The following is an 18,382-nucleotide window of genomic DNA, read 5'->3' as shown; positions in this document are numbered from 1 at the left end:
CTCAGCACCCGGGTGGCGCGCCGCCCGTGCCGTCGGCGAACGGCTCGGCGCAGTCCGCGAGCCGCGGCGTGCCGAGCGCGCCGCCGCCCGGGGTCCCGGGGGCGCTGTTGGTGACCACCGCGAGCTTCTTCAGCAGGTCGAGCATCTGCTCGGAGCTGATGTTCGGGAACTCGTCGAGGGCGGTCGACTGCACGTCGAACGACCCCTCGGGGTCGCCGCCGGTCTCGTCGACGACGTAGCCGCCGTAGGTCATGAGCGCCTCGGCGACCTTGCGGGTGTCGGGCTCGGTGATCGTCGACAGGTCGGTGCCGGGCGGGAGGGCGAGCAGCGAGCCCATGTGCACCTCGGGGTTCTCGCCGCCGTACTTCCCCTCGTAGCCCGAGTCGGCCTTCGTCGCCGGCCAGCGGAACCCGCCGCCTTCCTTGGAGCAGCTGGTGGTGCAGGGCAGGCTGAACTTCAGGGCGTGGCGGATCGGCTCCGCGCCCGTGAGCTCGCCCTTCCGGATCGTGCCGCCGATCCCCGACATCCCGGATCCGCCGTGGCAGCCGTCGATGCCGTCGCCGGTGAGAGAGAGCGGCGCCCAGCCGTGGTCCCACGAGGGGTCGCCGCCGGCGTCGAGCGTCATGGGCTGGCCCTGGACGACGGTCTTCCGGTCCGGGGTGTCGGCGAGCAGCGTGGAGCAGTTGTTCCAGCTGCCGTCGGCCGTCATGTCGGGGTCGACGAGCACCTGCCCGCCCGGGTCGCCGTCGAGGGTGCGCGCCGGGGCGTGGGGGTCGACGGAGATGTTCTCGATGTCGGGGTAGACGTTGCCGATCTTCGCGTCGTACGGCTGGTACTGCGCGCCGCGGGCGAGGGGCAGGTTCCAGATCGAGTTCCAGGCGAACGGGCGCTGGTAGACGTCGCGGGTGGGGGCGGTGCCCGCCGTGGCGGTCCCCGTCGGCAGCAGCACCATGAGGACCGCCAGCACCGCGAGCAGCACGGTCCGCCTCACGGGAGGGTCACCCCCGGCGCCACGACGCGGAGACCGTCGATCCGGACCGAGGTCGCCGGCCCGGAGTCGCGGTAGATGCCCTGCTTGAGGTAGTTGGAGTCGCTGGTCATCGACGCGCGGTTGGTGCGCGGCACGGTCTGCTGGCCGTTCTCCCAGGCCTCGACGAACCCAGCGTCGTGGTCGCGGGAGAACTTCACGTGCAGCGTGTAGTCCACCCACTCGCCCTTGTGGACCGGCCCGATGGTCGGGCGCGGCTCACCCTTGAGCCCGTCGCCGCCGATGTCGACGGTGCCGCCGTCACTGATGTTGATCGCGAGCGGTGGCGAGCCCTCCCCGGCGTGCCACTGCATGACGATGAACCACACACCGGTCGGGTTCTGGAAGTCCGCCGGGAACTTCATCGACCACTGGTACCAGCGCTCGTCGCCCTCCTTGACCACGGCGCCGGCCGCGTCCGACCGCACCTCGGCGCGCTCGCCGCCGCCGAAGTCGGGGACGTCCCCGGGACCGATGTCGAACTCGGCGGCGTAGCGGCCCTGACGGACGTCGTCGGTGACGATCCGCATCGTGCGGTCGCCCGTGAAGCCGCCGCACCCGGCGTTGACCGTCGCCGTCTGGCAGGTGTCCCACTGGCCGAAGTTGCCGGTCTCGTAGTCGCCCACGAACACCTCGCGGCCCACGACGGCCGGACCGTCCGCCGCGGCGGCGGGCGGCGCTCCCGCGACGCCGCCGGCCAGACCGAGCACGGTCCAGCCGAGCGCCGCGGCGGCCAAGCGCCGGCGTCGGGACGTCCCACGACGATCACCCCGCCGACCGTTGATCTCCATCGCGCGCTCCTCCACCTACCGTTCGTCGCACCACGAGTCACATCGACCGCAGTGACCACACAATTGGTCCGTTCGGCGCAGAACAGTGACCGCTCGTCGCAGGTGACCGCAAGGCACACGTTCCGGCGAGTGGGTGAGACGTCAGACGTGGGTAGGGCGTGACCGACGCACCGAGAACCGCAGGTCCCGGGGGCGCACGCCGAAGCCTCAGGAGCGGCCCGATACATTTCCGGACCGGACACCTGAACGGAGATGTCCACCCGTCCGTGGTTCCGTCGACGCAGTCGAGCGGCGGGCGGTGGAGGGCACCGGGGGAGTTGTGACCGTGACCAGCAGGACGCAGGAGGCTCCACCCGTGGGCCAGCAGCGGACGACCCGCCCCGCGTTCAGTTTCCTCACCACCGCGTACCGGACGGCCGACACGCTGCCGCGCACCATCCGGTCCGTCCTCGACCAGACGCGCACCGACTGGGAGCTCGTCATCGTCGACAACGGCTTCGACGACGAGATCGCGGCGGTCGTCGAGCCCTACCTGACCGATCCCCGCATCCTGTTCACCCGCCAGGAGAACGCGGGCGCGAGCGGCGGCACGATGGCGGCCGCGGCGCTCGCGACGGGTCGGTACCTGGTGCCGCTGAACTCTGACGACGCCGTGGCCCCCGAGTTCTGCGCCCGCACCGGCGAGCTGCTCGACGGGCACCCGGACGTCGCCGCGGTGACCACCGACGCGCACCAGTTCGTCGACCCGGGCGAGCGCCTGCTGGCGCACAGCTACCTCACCGACGCCGGGGTGCGCGCGACGCCGGACGGCCAGGAACCCCTGCGGCTCGCCGACGTCATCGACGGCCCGAGCCCGTACTACACCGCGGCGATCCGCCACGAGGTCTGGGACGAGCTGGACGGCATGACCTCGGAGACCCCGCTCGTCGACGACCTCGACTTCTGGCTGCGGATGATCGTCACGGGTCACGACGTCCGCGTGATCCCCGACCGGCTGGGGCGCTTCCGCGTCCAGGCGGGCTCGGTGAGCAGGCCGAACGACAACGAGCGCATCGAGCGGTTCGAGGCGCAGCGCGAGCGTGCGATGCGCAACGCCGTCGAGCGCTCCGGCGACCCGGAGGCCCAGGAGGCGCTCGACCGCGTCGTGCACCGCGTCCGCTACGAGCAGCACATCCGCCGGGCGCGCTTCGCGTTCCGCGAGGGCGACCTCGAGGCCGCGCGCAGCCACGTGCGTGCCGCGTACGCGCTGCGCCACAGCGCGCGCACCGCCACGGTCCTCGCCGGCCTGCGCTTCGCCCCCGGCGTGCTCGGCGCCGTCCACCCCGTCAAGCAGCGCCTGCAGAAGGGCTGGCGGTCGGCCCGCTCGGCCGACTGGCTGCACCGGCTGCGCGGCAACCCACGGAGGTCCCCGGAGTGAGGTTCCTGGTCCTGACCTCGAGGCGCCTCGAGTCACGCCAGAGCGGCTACGACATCCGCGTCGCACACCTCTGCGCCCACCTGCCCGGTGAGGCCCACCTGGTGGTCGCGCCGATGGAGGCGCTGGGCCCGCCTGGTCCCGGGCTGCCCGGCACCGAGGACCTCTTCGCCAGCACCGAGGAGCTCCCGGCGCTCACGGGCCCGGCGAAGAGCCTCAAGCGCCACCTGCGCCGCTCCGACGACCACGTGCTCGCGGCGTTCCACCCCGCCGAGTTCGCGCGCGCGGCGGCCCGCCTCCAGGAGATCGTCGACGAGCGGGGGATCACCGACGTCGTCGTCTTCGGCGGCGACGTCGCCGAGCTGGCTGCGACCCTGCGCGGGCCGCGGGTGACGCTGGACGTCTGCGACTCCACGGCCCTGACCACCCACCGCTCGCTCGCGTGGAGCTCGACCCCCGCACAGGGCCTGCGGCGCTGGAAGGACCGCCTGAAGGTCCACCGCAAGCGCGCCACCGAGTCGCGCTTCGCCGGCCGCTTCGACCGGGTCGTGACGATCAGCGCCGCGGACTCGCGGGCGGTCGAGGGCCGGCGCGCCCCCGGCACGGTCGGCGTCGTCCCCAACGGCGTCGACGAGGCGTTCGTCGGTCCGCTGCCCGCGCCGGGCGAGCGCCGGGGCGTGGCCTTCTGGGGCAACCTGACCTTCGGCCCCAACCGGGACGCGCTCTGGTTCTTCGTGCACCAGGTGTGGCTGCCGACGCTGCGCCACGAGGGCGTGGAGCTCTGCATCGTCGGGGCCGGTGCCCCGGACTGGCTGGTCGAGATCGCCGCGCGCGAGCCGCTGCTCACGCTCACCGGGTGGGTCGACGACCTGCGCCCGGTCGTCCGCCGCTACCCGATCATGATCAACCCGATGCGGTCGGGCAGCGGGCTGAAGAACAAGGTGCTCGAGGCGTTCGGCCTGGGTCTCGTCGTCGTCACCACGACGATGGGCGTCGAGGCGCTGCCCGAGGTCGTCGACGGCACGCACATCGTCGTCGCGGACGACGCCGCGGGCCTCGCGGGGGCCGTCCTGGCCGTCCTCGACGACGCGCCGCGCCGCGAGACGGTCCGCACGGCGGCTCACTCGCTCGTGAACGAGGTCTATCGCTGGGACGTGATCGGACGGGCCTGGAGCGCCCTGTTCGTGGACGCCTCGACGCCCGCGTCCCGCCCGACGGGCTGAGGCCACCGCCCGCCTCTCACCCTGGGTGATCAAGGCGATACGCCGGGCGATCGCGCCGGGCCGGGCCCCTAGAATGAGCGTGCTGTCGTGCTGCCGGACCGTCGGTGCGACCGCCTCGCTCCCCACCACGGTCCACGGTCCGCTCCCCCATGACAGGTCCGCCCGACGGCTCCGGCCGTGCCCCGACGCCCGCGGAGACCGGTGACGCACCCGGTCCCGCGGCGACGCCGGACGCCGGGCACAACCCGTCGCTGAACAAGCTCAGCCGGACCCTCAAGCGCGGCGCGACGATCTCCGCGGCGATGCTGTTCGTCACCCAGCTCATCTCGCTGGGGCAGACGGTGGTCGTCGCCCGCCTGCTCACGCCGGCCGAGATCGGCGCGTTCACCCTCGGCACGATCTTCGCGAACTTCATGATCGTGATGGCCGACGGCGGGATGCGCGCCGCACTCATCCAGCGCGAGACCGACGTCGAGGAGGCGGCGAACACCGCGTTCTGGGCGAGCGTGTTCACCGGCGTCCTCATGGCCACCGGCGCGCTGGCCGCGTCCCCGCTGCTCGCGCTGTTCTTCGGCGACCGCCTGGTCGCCCTCATCGCGGCCGCCACGTCGGGCACGCTGCTCGTGCACTCGCTGCTCAACGTGCCCGAGGCGCTCATGCAGCGCCGCTTCAACTTCAAACGGCGGCTGATCGTCGACCCGCTGACGGCCGGGTCGTTCGCCGTCGTCACCGTCACCATGTGCGCCCTCGGCTTCGGCGTGTGGGGCATGGTCATCGGCCTCTACGCCTCACAGATCGCGACGCTGATCGCCGCGTGGTGGCTCGCCGACTGGCGCCCGGGCAAGGCACGCCCGAGCTACCGGCTGTGGCGCGAGATGGCGCGCTACGCGTTCCCGATGATCGTCCAGAACCTGGCCAAGGACGCCCGCGAGATCGCGTCGCAGTCGATCGTCGGGCGCAGCCTCGACATCGCGACCGCCGGCCAGTACCGCTACGGGCGCCGCATCGGCATCCTGCCCGGCCAGGCGATCATCCAGGTCGCGTCCTACGTGCTCTTCCCGGCGTTCGCCCGCATCTCGGGCGACGCCGTGCGCTTCCGCCGCGGGTTCGTCCGGGCGCTGCGCCTGCTCTGGACCGCGACCATCCCGCTCGGCGCCTTCCTCGTCGCGGCCGGCGGGCCCGCGATCGTCGTGCTCCTCGGGCCGCAGTGGGCGCCCGCCGGCGTCTTCGTCATGGCGATGGCCGGCTTCGGCCCGGGCACGGCGCTGAACGCGATCGGCGTCGAGTCGATCAAGGGTGCGGGGGCGAGCAGGCGCCTGCACTGGGCGACGGCGGTCTCGCTCGTCCTCGGCATCGGCGGGCTCGTCGCCCTGCTCCCGTTCGGGCTGCTCGGCGTCGGCCTCTCGGTCTCGATCGAGGGGATGGTCGGCGGCATCCTCACGGTCGCCCTGGCCCGCCCGCTGGTGAAGGCCTCGTGGGGCGAGCTGCTCAAGGTGCTCCTGCCGCCGCTCGTCGCCGCCGTGCTGGCCGGGGCGGCCACCTGGGCGCTCGAGCACCAGGTGCTCCTGTCCGACACGCGCCCGGTGCTCCTCGGGCTGCTCTACCTGGCGGCGGACGCGGCGCTCTTCGGCGCGGTCTACCTCGGCGTGCTGGCGGTGCTCGCGCCGTCGACGGTGGGCGAGCTGCGCGGGCTCGTCGCGAAGTTCGCGAAGCGGCGGCACGGCGGGTCGGGCTCGGACGACTCCGGCGCCGACGAGGGCCCCGTCGACGACGACCAGCGGCGCGGCGAGGACGACCTGTTCGACGTCCCGACCCTCGTCCTCGCGCTCGGCGAGCTGCGCACCGAGCGCCTCCACGCACCGGTACCGCCGCCGGGCGGGCGCCACAGCCGCCCCGAGGCGGCCCCCCAGGCGCCCGGCGGGCCCGCCACCGGCCTCTCCCCCGCCACCTCGCACGCGCTCACCGCGGCGCTGCGCGACGCCGCCCGCACCGGCCGCACGGGACGGCCCCGCCACGCCCTCGCGGCACCGGAGGACGGCGGTCCGCCCGTGAGCCCGCCGGTCGGCACGCCGCTGACGAACGGGCGCGGGGCGAACGGGCACCACAGCAGCGGGAACGGGCACGGCGCCACCGGGCACGGCACGAACGGCAACGGGCACCACGGCCCGGCGTCGCAGGGTCAGCCGACGGCGACGCTCGGCGCGGTCCCCCGCGACCGGGGCTGACGCCCGGCCCGGACCTCGACGGGATCGTCGTCTCGGTGACGATCGCTGTCACATCTGCGAGGGGTCGTCACCGAGACCGCGATCATCGCGCCGCTCCCTGCCCGGACCCGGCACGACGGCGCCTGACGAGCCGACGACGACGATGTTCGGCGCGTCGCCCTCCCCGTCGCGGCCGGGCTCGGTGGAGCGAGGGCGTCCCTCGCTGCGCGCGACGCAGCGAGGGACGCCCTCGCTCCGTCACTGCGGCTACGCCTGCCACCGCACCCACCGAGATCAGCGCGCCGGCGCGATCCTCCGCACCGTCGGGTCGACGACCACCCAGCTCCCGCCGTTCGCCTCGACCTCGGGCATCGCCCGGCGCATCTCGGCGAGCATGTCGGTCACGAACAGCACGACCTCGTCGGGACGGCGGTCGGCGACCGCGGACGGCGGCAGGATCGGCACGGGCACGCCCGGGAACCGCCGGCCCTGCTTGCCCGGCGAGGCGTCCGCGACGGCCGGCAGCAGGTCGGGGCCGATGCCGGCGCGGTTGAGCAGCGGCACCGCCCGGGACGCGGCCGCGTAGCCCAGGACGGCGTGCCCGGCGTCGCGGGAGGACTCGAGGTGCGCGCGCAGCTCCTCGGCGCTGCGGCTCGCCGCCTCCTCGAGGGCGCCGACCGCGCCGGGATCGGTGACGCCGAGGGCCGACTCGCGCTCGAGCAGGGCGTCGACGCCGGCCTGGTCCCGCGGGCCGTCGTCGTCGCGCCGGCGGGCGGCGAGCAGCACCGTGCCGCCGTAGAGGTCGAACAGGAAGCCGTGGGTGACGTCGAGGCCGAGCTCGCCGAGCATCCCGCGGAGCACGGGCGTCGCGTAGTAGGCGAAGTGCCCGTGGCGCAGGGCGTTCCAGCCGCCGTCGGTGACGATCGCGGCGAGCGTGTGGAACTGCAGCAGCAGCACCCCGCCGGGCGCCGTCGCCGCGACGCGCTCGGCGAGCCCCGCCCGCTGGTCGGCGGCGTGCATGAGCCCGAAGCAGTCGATCACCACGTCGGCGGGCTCCTCGGGGCTCTCCTTGAGACCGGCCGCGCCGAGGAGGTCGAGCCACGAGCCGCCGTGCGGGCTGCCGAACTCGCGCACCGTCCCGCCCTCGGGCAGCAGGCCGGCGGTCTGCACCCGCGCGACGGCGTCCCGTGCCTGCGCGACGAGGGCGTCCGGCTCGGCGCCGCGCGGCTCCTCGGGCGTCGTCGGGTCCTCGGCGAGCTGGGCCAGCCCGCAGCCGGCGCACAGCCACATGCGCAGCGGGTGCACCGGGTCGGGGCCCGGGTCGTCGACCGCCGGGAAGTGGTCCGCGGCGGGCTGGTCGCCGAGGTCGAGCACGATCGTGCCGTCGGCGCCGCCGCACCAGCGACAGGTGGGGTCGGGATGGCTCACGGCGCCGATCCTGTCAGGAGCGCTCGCGGCGGGGATGGGAGGCTCCGGGGCGTGGAGGTACGCACAGCAGGTATCGAGGGGGTGCGGGTCCTCGTCCCGACGCCGCACCGCGACGACCGGGGACTGTTCACCCGCACGTTCGACACGGCGATCGCCGCGGAACACGGCATCGACCTGGGCCCGGAGGCGCAGGACAGCCAGTCCCGCTCGCGGCAGGGCACGATCCGCGGCATGCACGGGCGCCGCGGCCGCGGCGAGGCGAAGCTGGTCCGCGTGGCGCACGGGGCGGTGCTCGACGTCCTCGTCGACGCCCGGCCGGACTCGCCGACGTTCGGGACGGTGGAGTCGTACCGCCTCGACGACGAGGACTTCTGGCACCTCTACGTGCCGCCGGGCCTGCTGCACGGCTTCCAGGCGCTCACCGAGGTCGCCGACGTCTGCTACCGGATCGACCGCCCGCACGCGCCGGGCGAGGACGTCGGCGTCGCGTACGACGACCCGGACCTCGCGATCACCTGGCCGCAGGAGGTCACCGCGATCTCCGAGCGCGACCGCACCGCCGGCGCCTGGAAGGACCTGCTCGCCTCCATGTGAGCGAGCTTTGGGGCTATAGCCCCGAAGTTCGCTCACATGGGCGGCTCAGCTGGGGCGCAGGGACTCGTCGAGGGTGCCGGCGGCCTGGCGGTCCTTCAGCACGGCGAGGCGGGTGAAGCGCCGGTCGAACGCCTCCTGGGTCAGCCCCCGGGCGCGGTACTCGCGGATCAGCTCGGCCGCGCCGTCGGCGACCGACCAGGCGGGCCGGAACTCCGGCAGGAACTTGCCGATCTTCGTGAAGTCGACGCGGTACGAGCGCGGGTCGCCGCCCGTCTCGCCGGTGATGACCAGCTCGGCGTCGGGCACCGCGACCTTCACCGCGTCGGCGATGTCGCGCACCTGCACGTTGTTCTCCGTCGAGCCGACGTTGAACGCCTGCGCGCGCACCGTGTCCGCCGGGGCGGCCAGCGCGGCGACCACGGCCCCGCCGATGTCCTGCGCGTGGGCCAGCGGCCGCCAGGGCGTGCCGTCGCTCATCACGAGGATGCGGTTCGACAGCAGGGCGTGGCCGACGAGGTTGTTGAGCACGATGTCGGCGCGCAGGCGCGGCGAGAAGCCGAACGCCGTCGCGTTGCGCATCGACACCGGCACGAAGTCGGCGTCGGCCATCTCGACGAGGTCGGCCTCGACGCGCACCTTCGACTCGGCGTAGGGGGTCACCGGCTTCATCGGCGCCTCCTCGTCGAGCACGTCCTCGGTGCCCGACGCGCCGTACACCGAGCACGTCGACGCGTAGACGAAGCGGCCGACCCCGGCCTCCTTGGCCAGGCGCGCCAGGCGGGTCGAGGCGTGGTGGTTGATGTCGTAGGTGTGCTGGGGCGCCAGCGCGCCGAGCGGGTCGTTCGACAGCGCCGCGAGGTGCACGACGGCGTCGAACCCGGCGAGCTGGTCGACGGTGACGTCGCGCAGGTCGACCGCGAGGGCCGGCGGCTCGGGAGCGGGCAGGTCGCCGAGCACGCAGTCGGCGTACAGGCCGGAGTCGAGCCCGGTGACCTCGTGGCCGGCCGCGGTCAGCAGCGGCGCCATCAGGGTGCCGAGGTAGCCCTGGTGTCCGGTGAGCAGGACGCGCATCGCGGCGGTCCCTCCTTCGTGTGACGGTGCCTCAGAGAGACGACGGTACGGGGGCCGCCAGCAGCGCCCGCGTCAGGTGGAACCCCTCCGCGTAGCGCACCCCGGCCTGGACCCCGCGGACGCGCGCGAGGCCCCGGAAGGTCTCCTCGTCGAACCACGCGCGGGCGACCTGGGACGGGTAGGACTCGTGCAGCAGGCGGACCTTGTCGGCCACCACGTCCGGTGCCAGCGGCCACAGCAGCGGCGGCTGCGCGAGGTCCGGTTCGGCTTTGAGGATCTCGTACCCCAGCGCCAGGTGGTCGCGGAACACGGTGGGGACGAGGCGCGCGAGCTCGCGATGGTCCTGGTGGTCGTCGCCGCGGTGCCCGACGAGGACCAGGTCCGGCTCGCAGGTCCGGCGGAACGCCTCGAGCTGCTCCTTCGCCCACTCCCAGTGGGTGGGCAGCCGGCCGTCGGGCATGTCCAGCACGGTCACCGCGAGGTCGGCGCCCGGACAGAACGCCGCCAGCGCCGCCCGCTCCTCGGACTCGCGCGGGGTGCCCCCGCCGGACAGCACCAGCGCGCGCACCCGCAGACCGGGACGCGCCCGGCACAGGGTCAGCAGCGTGCCGCCCGCGCCGATGGGGATGTCGTCGCAGTGCGCCGCGAGCAGGACCAGCTCGTCCAGCGACTCGGGGCGCAGCGCGCGCATCAAGGGGTGTCGCGCTCGGAGAGCTCCTGCGCGACGAGGCTCTCCAGCGGCGGCCGGTCGATCGCGCGGGCCGCCTTCTCCCACACCATCCACGGCCGGGTGCCGGCCCGGTACGAGGCCTCGAGGGCGTTGCGCTCCTTGAGCGTGTCCGCGGGCTGCCAGAAGCCCTCCCACGGGTAGGAGAGCAGCTTGCCCTCCTTGGCCAGGGTCATCCCGGCGTCGCCGACGAGGTCGCCGTTCTCCGGGATGTAGTCGATGACCTCGGGGCGCAGCACGAAGTAGCCCCCGTTCTCCCGGATGTGCATGTCGGTCACCGGGTAGATCGAGTTCACCCGGTCCGAGCCGTCGACGTCGACGATGTGGAACACCGCCTGGGGCGGCACCGCGAGCAGCGAGGCCGTGGCGTCGCTCGCGCGGAACTTGTCGACCATCGCGTCGAGCGGGGCGTCGGTGAGGACGTCGGCGTAGTTCGCGAGGAACATCTCCTCGCCCTCGACGAGGTGGCGCACCCGCCGCAGCCGCTCGCCGATCGGCGACTCGAGCCCCGTGTGGACGAAGTGGATCGTCCAGTCGGCGATGTCGGAGCTCTGCAGCTCCAGCTCGCCCTCACGCAGCACGAAGTCGTTCGACTCGGTCTCGCGGTAGTCGAGGAAGTAGTCCTTGATGTGGTGGGCGCCGTAGCCCAGGCACAGGATGAACTCCTTGTGCCCGAAGTGGGCGTAGTAGCGCATGACGTGCCAGATGAGCGGGCGCGGCCCGACCATCTGCATGGGCTTGGGGACGTCGGAGTCGCCGTCGCGCATCCGCATCCCGAATCCGCCGCAGAAGAGGACGACCTTCACGGTTCGAGAACCTTGCCAGAGCCCGGTGCGACCACCTGCAGGGAGGGGATGGGGAAGACGAGCGCCCCGCCCCAGCCCGCGACGTGGGCGAGCTGCGCGGTGATCTCGTCGCGCAGGTTCCACGGGAGCACGAGCACGTAGTCCGGACGGTCGGCGTCGATCCGCTCCGGCGGGTGGATCGGGATGCGCGTCCCCGGGGTGAACCGGCCGTGCTTGTAGGGGTTGCGGTCGACCGTGTACGCGAGCAGGTCGGGGCGGATGCCGCAGTAGTTGAGCAGGGTGTTGCCCTTGCCCGGCGCGCCGTAGCCGACGACGGTCTTCCCGGCGTCCGCGGCGTCGACGAGGAAGCGCACCAGGTCGTTGCGGATCCGCGAGACCTCGCCCGCGAAGCCGGCGTGGCCCTCGACCGTGTCGAGCCCGGCCGCGGCCTCCTCGGCGAGCGCGTCGGCGACGGCCTGCGAGGGCTGCTGGCCCAGCTCGGTGGGTCGCGCCCAGCACCGGATCGAACCGCCGTGCGTCGGCACCAGCTCGACGTCCACCAGCTCCAGCCCGCCCGAGCGCAGCGCCTTCTGCGCCGTGCCGACCGTGTAGTACTGGAAGTGCTCGTGGTAGATCGTGTCGAACTGCCGGAGGCGCACCAGCGTGAGCAGGTGCTGCACCTCGATCGAGACCCAGCCGTCGTCGGCCACCATCGCCCGCAGCCCCTGGGTGAAGCCCACGAGGTCGGGGATGTGCGCGTAGACGTTGTTCGCGACGACGAGCGCGGCCGGGCCGTGCTCCTCGCGGACCGCGGCGCCGGTCTCGGGCGAGAGGAACGCCGTCAGCGTCGGCACGCCCTTCTCCCGGGCGGCCTGGCCGACGTTGACGCTGGGCTCGATGCCCACCGCGCGCATGCCGTCGGCGACCACGTGCTGGAGCAGGTAGCCGTCGTTGCTGGCCGCCTCGACCACCAGCGAGTCCGGGCCGAGCCCGGCCCGCTCGGTGGCCGCGGTGACGAAGCGCCGCGCGTGGTCGACCCAGGACGTCGAGAACGACGAGAAGTACGCGTACTCCGTGAACGTCTCGTCCGGGTCGATCAGCGGGGGCAGCTGCACCAGCAGGCACGACCGGCACACCCGGGGGTGCAGCGGGAACGTCTGCTCGGGGGCCTCGAGGCCCTCCGCGGTGAGGAAGAGCTCGCACGGGGGCGTCGCGCCGAGGTCGACGAAGCTGGCCAGGTCGGCCGAGCCGCAGAGCCGGCAGAGAATCTTGTCCAAGGGTCCCGTCTCAGTAGGCGCCGTCGCCGCGGAACACCGCGGAGACCGTCTTCCACATGATCACCAGGTCCATCGCGGGCGACCAGTTCTCCACGTAGCGCAGGTCGAGACGGACCGACTCCTCCCAGGAGAGGTCCGACCGGCCGCTGACCTGCCAGAGGCCGGTCATGCCCGGGCGCACGAGGAACTTGCGCTTGGCGGCGTCGGTGTAGGCCTCGATCTCGCCGGGCAGCGGCGGGCGCGGGCCGACGAGCGACATCGAGCCGCCGAGGACGTTGAGCAGCTGCGGCAGCTCGTCGAGCGAGTACCGGCGCAGGAGCTGGCCGATGCGGGTGACGCGCGGGTCCCGGCGGAGCTTGAACAGCGGCCCGGAGCCGTCGTTCGTGCCGGCCAGGAGGTCGTCACGCAGCTTGTCGGCGTCGGGCACCATCGACCGGAACTTGATCATCTTGAACGTCCGGCCACGCTGCCCGACGCGGGTCTGGCGGTAGAACACCGGGCCGCCGTCGAGCTTGACGATCAGCGCGATCACCGCGAAGACCGGCAGCAGCACCAGCAGGATCGCCGCGGTGGTGACGCGGTCGAACATCAGCTTGAACACCCGCGGCACGCCGGACAGGCGCGGCTCGGTGAGGCGCAGCAGCGGCAGCCCGTCGACCGGCGCGACGTGCAGGCGCGGTCCCGCGACCTCCATGAGGCCCGGGTCGACGACGAGCTCGGAGCCGGTGCCCTCGAGATCCCACGCGAGGCGGTGCAGGCGCTTGGGGCTCCAGCCCGGCGTCGGGGCGACGGCGACGACGCCGTAGCGCCCGCTGCCCACGCTGGTCGACAGGTCGTCGAGGTCGCCGATGACCGGGACGCCGGCCACGTGGCCCTGCCCCTCCTCGCCGAGGCCGGTCGGGGTGCAGGCCGCGATGACGACCCAGCCCATGTGCGGCACGCGGCGGGTGCGCTCGACGAGGTCGCGCACGGCCTGCTCGGTACCGACGGCGAGCACCGGCAGCATCCCGCGCCCGCGCTTGCGGGCCTGGTGCAGCCAGCGGCGCAGCATGTAGCGGCCCGCCATGGCGGCGAGCCCGGCGACGGGGAGGACGCCGAACACCCAGGGGCGCACGCCGAGACGCTCGAAGGCGAGCCCGCCGAGGCCCATGACGATCGCCGCGGAGACGAACGCCCGGATCAGGCGGCTCCACTCCTCGGCGCCCTGACCGATGGTGCGGGGGTCCCACGCGCGGCAGGCGACGATCGCCAGCGGCACGAGCACGGCGGCGACGCCGGCGAGGCCCCACGGGTTCGACGCCTGCGGCCCGTCGCTGCCCTCGCCGAAGCCGATGAGGGCGCCGAGCACGAGGCAGACGGCGAGGGTCATCAGGTCCGAGGCGCCGACCGCGAGCGCGAACTTGCGCTGCCAGCTGGTCGCGACCGCCACGCTGCCCGGCTGCTCCGGGCCCTCGTCCTCCCAGATCCGCACGAACCCCGGCGCCGTGGGCGCTGGTTCGACGAAGACATCGGGCTCCGGGGTCGCCGGCGCGGCGACCGCCATCCCGAGGTCGTCGGCCAGCTCCTCGGCGGGCGTGCGCACGTCGTGCTGCTCGCCGAGCTCTGCTCGTCCGTTCGTCACGTCGCCCCCGTCGTGGGTTGCAGGGTGGGGGTCCACCCCTCGCACCTCGTCGGCATGGACAGCTTTCCTGGGACGTGAGACGTCCGAGTCGGCCTCGGGTTGCCCCGACCCACGGACGTGATCCGGCACCGGCCCCCACCCCCTCTCCACAACGCGACCGACGGCAGGGAGGTCACGGGCGCCTCGCACAGGCTGATCCGGACGAGCGACGCGTCCCGTGGCGGCACGCATCCTCGCGTACACGCCGCGCGGCGCCGTGCGCCGGTCGTCCCCCCGGGTCCGAGGGCGCCACCGGAGACGACGGAGAGACGGTGACCCCGGCCGACGGCGGTCCCCGCACCGAGAGCGAGATCACGGCCCGGGTGCTCGTCACCGTCGTCCGACGTGGGCTTCACCGCGGCGCTCGGTATCGTCGGGAACGGCGCGCGCATCGACGCGTACGGGGCGTGGTCGCACCGACCGCCCCGGCGCGCCCCGCGCCGACACCCGTCCACCAGGCTTGGAGCCCAGTTGCGGAGCACCCCCGCCGTCCCGCGTCACACGGCACGTCGCGGGCTCGTGGGCGCCGCGGTCGCCCTCGCGAGTGCCCTGCTCGTGCTCCTCACCGGTGCCGCGCCCGCGGTCGCGTCGTCGCCGACACCGTCGTCGAACCAGCCGACGTGGTCCCTGCCGCAGTCGGGAGACCTGCTCTCGGCGTTCACGCGCAACGACTACGACGAGCAGGACGGCTCCCCGACGCAGGTCCCGTCGCCCGACGACCCGAACAAGCAGGCCGTGCAGTTCACCGTGCCCGGTGGGGCCCAGCGCTCCGAGATGCGCCCGAAGGTCGGTGACCAGACCGAGGGCACGACGCAGTACTACACGTACGTCGCGCGGCTCCCGAACGAGTTCCCGACCGAGGCCGACACCTGGCAGCTGCTCCTGCAGTGGCACCAGTACGGCGACTCGGGCTCCCCGCCGGTGGCCGTGGAGGTCCGCGACAACCGGCTGATGGTCGCCGCCGAGGGCGGCGACCTGCAGGACCTCGGGCCCGTCGCCGCCGGCGACAAGATCGACTTGACGCTGCGGATCGCGTTCTCGCGCGACCCCGAGCAGGGCACGGTCGACGTCTGGCGCGACGGCAACCACGTCCTGCAGGGCTACAAGCCCGCGAGCGGCACGCTCATCGACGGCGGCAACTACATGAAGGTCGGCATCTACCGCGACACCTCGATCCAGGAGACCGGCCGGGTGTTCCTCGAGGACCTGCGCGCCGGCCCGACCCTCGCCTCGGTGCAGTCGCCGGACTCCGCGTCGAGCCGGATCCCGTCCGACTCCGACCCGGCGAACACACCCGCGGGCGGCGGCGGGTCGTCGTCCGGGGACTCGCTGACGTGGATCGCGGGCGGCCTGCTCGTCGTCGTGGCCGGGCTCGCGGTGCTGTCGTTGCGGCGGCGCCAGACCCGCGGCTGAGAAGCGGTCGCTCCTGCGTGGGACCATGGCGGGGTCCCGCGGCAGCGGGCGATCCGCCGTGGTGTAAGGGCAACACCTCGGATTTTGGTTCCGATGATCCTGGTTCGAATCCAGGCGGCGGAGCGGTGCGCCCGACGGGCGGTCAGCCCTCCGGCGACGACCCCACGCGCGGCAGGACGTCGGTCGGCTTCTCCCGCGGGTCGAACGCCCGCGGGTCCGGGCCCGGGTCGCTGACGACGTCGGCGAAGGCGTCCACGGCGAGGGCGACGCCGAGCACCACGGCGACGGCGACCCCGAGCGCGCCGAGGGTGTCGGTCGGGTAGTGGATCCCGCGCACCACCAGCGAGACGCCGACCGCGACGACGAGGGCCGCGAGCCCGGCGACCGCGAGCAGCCGCAGCGCGCGCGGGAGGGTCGGCAGGCCGAGCACGAGGACCGCGCAGGTCACGGCGATCGAGGCGACCGAGGTCGTGTGCCCGCTGGGGAACGCCAGCTCGCCGCCGCGCGTGCGCTCGACCAGCGGTTTGAGCACCAGCGACGTCACGACCATCGCGGTCGTCGGGCCGGCGAGCACGAGCCCGAGGCCGCGACCGCGGCGCAGGTACCAGGCCAGGGGCGCCAGCAGCAGGAGCGCGACGACCACCGGGAGCGGGCCGCCGAGGGCGGCGAACCCCCGCGCGAGGGAGTGGGCGATCCCGGGCTGGTCGTCGAGCACCTCGGTGATGCGGGTGTCGGCGCGGCCGGCGCCCGAGTCCCCGGCGTAGCGCCAGGCGAGCACGCCGGTGATCGCCGCCGCGACACCGATGGCGATCACCACGCGGCGTCGCACCGCCGCCACCACGAGGGGTGTGCGGCCGTCGGGGACCAGACCGGACGGACCGGGGGACGTGCCCATGATCGAGCGCGGCATGGGCGGCAAGGATGCCGTAACCCCGGGGTGGGTCCGGCGACCTCCCCGCGACGGAGGACAGTGACGGCCGACGGTCGGCGCAGCGTCGACGCGAGGGCGCACCGGATCCGCCCGATCGTCGGACGCCGGCCCCCGACGGGGTCGCGCGGAGCCGGAGGTGGGCGATGCTCCCGGGTCGCACGACGGTCGAGCCCGATCCCGCCGCGCGCCGGGACGAGCTGGTCAGGAGCGCCGGCGCCGCCGCGCTCGCCGCCACGCGGGTGCCCGCCCCCGACCCGTGCGGCGGCCTCGCCGCCCTCGACGCGCTGCTCGGCGAGGCGCGCACCCTGGGCGATCCGGGGGTGCACGCCCTGGTGCTGCGGCAGACCGTGGTCGCCCGGGTCCAGCTGGCCGCCGCGCCGGGCGGCCCCGCACTCGACCACGCCGACGAGCGCCTGCTCGACGAGCTGATCGCCCTGGCCGCCGACCACGGGCTGACCCTCTTCGACGCCGACGCGCAGATGCTCGTGGCCCGCCGCGCCCTGCTCGGCGACGACGAGGACGCCGCGCTCGCCGCGGCCTCGACGGGCCTCGCGCACCTCGAGGAGCCGGTCCTGACCGACCTCGCCGCGACGGTCGCCGAGCACCACCGCAACGTGTGCTGCTCACGGCGGCTGGCCGCGAGCACGCTGGTGTCGCTCGGCATGCACGACCTCGCCGAGCCGCTGCTCGCCGGCGCCGGGACCGCCCTCGCCGGGTCGTCCCCGGACACCGCCGCCCTCGCCTACGAGCGGGTCCGCCTCGGCGTCTCCTGGGGTCTGCGCCTCGAGCGGGCCGGGCGGCGCGGGCAGGAACGGATCGCCGACGCGGCGGCCGTCGCCGGGGAGATGCGCCGCCGGGCCGCGCCGGAGGAGCTGCCGCTGCTCCGCGCCGCGACGGTGCTCGCCCGCACCGCGACCGGCGTCGCGACGACGGAGGCGTCGCGCCAGGCCTCCCGCCGCGACGCCGAGGCCCTCACCCGCGGCGACACGGTCCCGTCCCAGCACGACCGGCTGGTCACGCGCCTGGCCGCCGCCCGCGCGCTCGAGCACGCCGGCGACACCGAGGCGGCCGCCGCCCTGCTCACGCGCCTGCGGACGTGCCCGCCGCGGGGCGAGGCCAGCCTCCTGCTCTCGGTGACGCGCGAGCTCGCGCGACTGAGCACGCGGCTGTCCGAGCCGGGCGGGGCACCGCGCAGCGTCGACGCCGCGGTGCGCGACTACGTGGCCGACCTGGAGGAGGAGCTCTGGTCGCTGCACCGCGCCCGGGCGCTCTCGCTGCGGACCCGGCTCGCCCACGAGCGGCTGCGCCGCGAGCACGGGCAGGTGGCCGCGCTGGCCCTCGCCGACCCGCTCACCGGCCTGCCCAACCGCCGCGCGCTGGACCGGTGCCTGTCCGAGGCGCTCGCCCCGGCCGTCGCGATGATCGACGTGGACGGCTTCAAACAGATCAACGACACCGTCTCGCACACCCACGGCGACGAGGTCCTGCGCGGGGTCGCGGCGGCGCTGCGGTCGTCGCTGCGGGCCCCGGACCTGGTCGCCCGGTACGGCGGCGACGAGTTCGTCGTCGTCCTGCCCGACACCGCTGTGGACGACGCCGGTGCCGCGCTCGGACGGGCCTGCCGCGCCGTCGCGGGGCTCGCGGGCGCCGGGGGCCGGGCGGTGACGCTGTCGGTCGGGGTGGTCGGGGCCCGCCCCGGCGAGCCCGCCGCCGCCGTGCTCGCCCGTGCCGACGCCGCGATGTACGCGGTCAAGCGGGCGGGCGGGAACGCGGTGCTCACGGACGCCTGACCGCGGGCGGTGCCCACCGCGCGGGGTCGCCCGGCGCACACCCCGCC

15 protein-coding genes and 1 tRNA gene are annotated in these 18,382 nt (G+C 74.4%); 7 read left to right on the top strand and 9 right to left on the bottom strand.

Annotation, left to right across the window (positions count from 1 at the left end; all coding sequences use genetic code 11):
• Nucleotide 1 precedes the first annotated feature (1 nt).
• Nucleotides 2-991 (bottom strand): hypothetical protein, encoded by a 990-nt coding sequence (locus ACR9E3_RS25850; protein ID WP_460383581.1) that lies wholly within the window; start codon nt 989-991, stop codon nt 2-4.
• Complete coding sequence (locus ACR9E3_RS25845) at nt 988-1,818, bottom strand: polysaccharide lyase (protein WP_460383580.1); 831 nt, start codon at nt 1,816-1,818, stop codon at nt 988-990. The genes ACR9E3_RS25850 and ACR9E3_RS25845 overlap by 4 nt, the downstream gene beginning before the upstream one ends.
• A gap of 325 nt (nt 1,819-2,143) precedes the next feature.
• Here ACR9E3_RS25845 and ACR9E3_RS25840 point away from each other — a divergent pair, with 325 nt between their 5' ends.
• The 3 genes from ACR9E3_RS25840 (at nt 2,144) to ACR9E3_RS25830 (ending at nt 6,680) form a co-directional block, all read left to right on the top strand.
• A complete protein-coding gene (locus ACR9E3_RS25840) occupies nt 2,144-3,235 on the top strand; it encodes a glycosyltransferase family 2 protein (protein WP_460383578.1) in 1,092 nt (363 codons plus the stop codon).
• Complete coding sequence (locus tag ACR9E3_RS25835) at nt 3,232-4,455, top strand: glycosyltransferase (RefSeq protein WP_460383577.1); 1,224 nt, start codon at nt 3,232-3,234, stop codon at nt 4,453-4,455. The genes ACR9E3_RS25840 and ACR9E3_RS25835 overlap by 4 nt, the downstream gene beginning before the upstream one ends.
• Nucleotides 4,456-4,604: 149 nt before the next feature.
• Nucleotides 4,605-6,680, top strand: coding sequence for a lipopolysaccharide biosynthesis protein (locus ACR9E3_RS25830; protein WP_460383576.1), 2,076 nt, complete (start codon nt 4,605-4,607; stop codon nt 6,678-6,680).
• A 273-nt stretch (nt 6,681-6,953) separates the two neighbouring features.
• Here ACR9E3_RS25830 and ACR9E3_RS25825 read toward each other — a convergent pair whose 3' ends face one another.
• Complete coding sequence (locus ACR9E3_RS25825) at nt 6,954-8,087, bottom strand: transferase (protein ID WP_460383574.1); 1,134 nt, start codon at nt 8,085-8,087, stop codon at nt 6,954-6,956.
• A gap of 51 nt (nt 8,088-8,138) precedes the next feature.
• Between ACR9E3_RS25825 and ACR9E3_RS25820 the strand changes: the two genes are divergently transcribed.
• Nucleotides 8,139-8,681 carry a dTDP-4-dehydrorhamnose 3,5-epimerase family protein gene (locus ACR9E3_RS25820; protein ID WP_460383572.1) on the top strand — a complete coding sequence of 181 codons (543 nt, stop codon included), beginning with the start codon at nt 8,139-8,141 and terminating at the stop codon, nt 8,679-8,681.
• Nucleotides 8,682-8,726: 45 nt separating this feature from the next.
• On the opposite strand, the gene ACR9E3_RS25815 is transcribed toward ACR9E3_RS25820, so the two are convergent.
• The 5 genes from ACR9E3_RS25815 to ACR9E3_RS25795 are packed head-to-tail and all read right to left on the bottom strand — an operon-like array spanning nt 8,727 to nt 14,162.
• The gene (locus tag ACR9E3_RS25815) at nt 8,727-9,752 is read right to left on the bottom strand and encodes an NAD-dependent epimerase/dehydratase family protein (RefSeq protein WP_460383570.1); all 1,026 of its coding nucleotides are present in this window, start codon (nt 9,750-9,752) and stop codon (nt 8,727-8,729) included.
• 31 nt (nt 9,753-9,783) lie between these two features.
• Nucleotides 9,784-10,443: a PIG-L deacetylase family protein gene (locus tag ACR9E3_RS25810; protein ID WP_460383568.1), complete on the bottom strand. Its 660-nt coding sequence runs from the start codon at nt 10,441-10,443 to the stop codon at nt 9,784-9,786.
• Nucleotides 10,443-11,285: a glycosyltransferase family protein gene (locus tag ACR9E3_RS25805; RefSeq protein ID WP_460383567.1), complete on the bottom strand. Its 843-nt coding sequence runs from the start codon at nt 11,283-11,285 to the stop codon at nt 10,443-10,445. Before ACR9E3_RS25805 ends, ACR9E3_RS25810 begins: the two co-directional genes overlap by 1 nt.
• Nucleotides 11,282-12,541 carry a class I SAM-dependent methyltransferase gene (locus ACR9E3_RS25800; RefSeq protein WP_460383565.1) on the bottom strand — a complete coding sequence of 420 codons (1,260 nt, stop codon included), beginning with the start codon at nt 12,539-12,541 and terminating at the stop codon, nt 11,282-11,284. The genes ACR9E3_RS25805 and ACR9E3_RS25800 overlap by 4 nt, the downstream gene beginning before the upstream one ends.
• 10 nt (nt 12,542-12,551) lie before the next feature.
• Entirely contained in the window at nt 12,552-14,162 is a 1,611-nt protein-coding gene (locus tag ACR9E3_RS25795; RefSeq protein WP_460383564.1) for a sugar transferase, read from the bottom strand.
• Between the two features lie 510 nt (nt 14,163-14,672).
• On the opposite strand from ACR9E3_RS25795, the gene ACR9E3_RS25790 reads away from it, so the two are divergent.
• Both ACR9E3_RS25790 and ACR9E3_RS25785 read left to right on the top strand, forming a co-directional pair.
• Nucleotides 14,673-15,614 (top strand): polysaccharide lyase, encoded by a 942-nt coding sequence (locus ACR9E3_RS25790; protein ID WP_460383563.1) that lies wholly within the window; start codon nt 14,673-14,675, stop codon nt 15,612-15,614.
• Between the two features lie 52 nt (nt 15,615-15,666).
• Nucleotides 15,667-15,737: transfer RNA gene (locus tag ACR9E3_RS25785), tRNA-Gln, on the top strand.
• Nucleotides 15,738-15,756: 19 nt separating this feature from the next.
• Here ACR9E3_RS25785 and ACR9E3_RS25780 read toward each other — a convergent pair.
• Nucleotides 15,757-16,524, bottom strand: coding sequence for a phosphatase PAP2 family protein (locus tag ACR9E3_RS25780; RefSeq protein ID WP_460383562.1), 768 nt, complete (start codon nt 16,522-16,524; stop codon nt 15,757-15,759).
• 164 nt (nt 16,525-16,688) lie between these two features.
• Here ACR9E3_RS25780 and ACR9E3_RS25775 point away from each other — a divergent pair, with 164 nt between their 5' ends.
• Nucleotides 16,689-18,335: a GGDEF domain-containing protein gene (locus ACR9E3_RS25775; RefSeq protein ID WP_460383560.1), complete on the top strand. Its 1,647-nt coding sequence runs from the start codon at nt 16,689-16,691 to the stop codon at nt 18,333-18,335.
• Nucleotides 18,336-18,382 lie beyond the last annotated feature (47 nt).

Source organism: Actinomycetospora sp. C-140 (assembly GCF_054796175.1).
The sequence above is the reverse complement of the archived record's forward strand: the minus strand, read 5'-3'. Positions and strand labels throughout refer to the sequence as shown.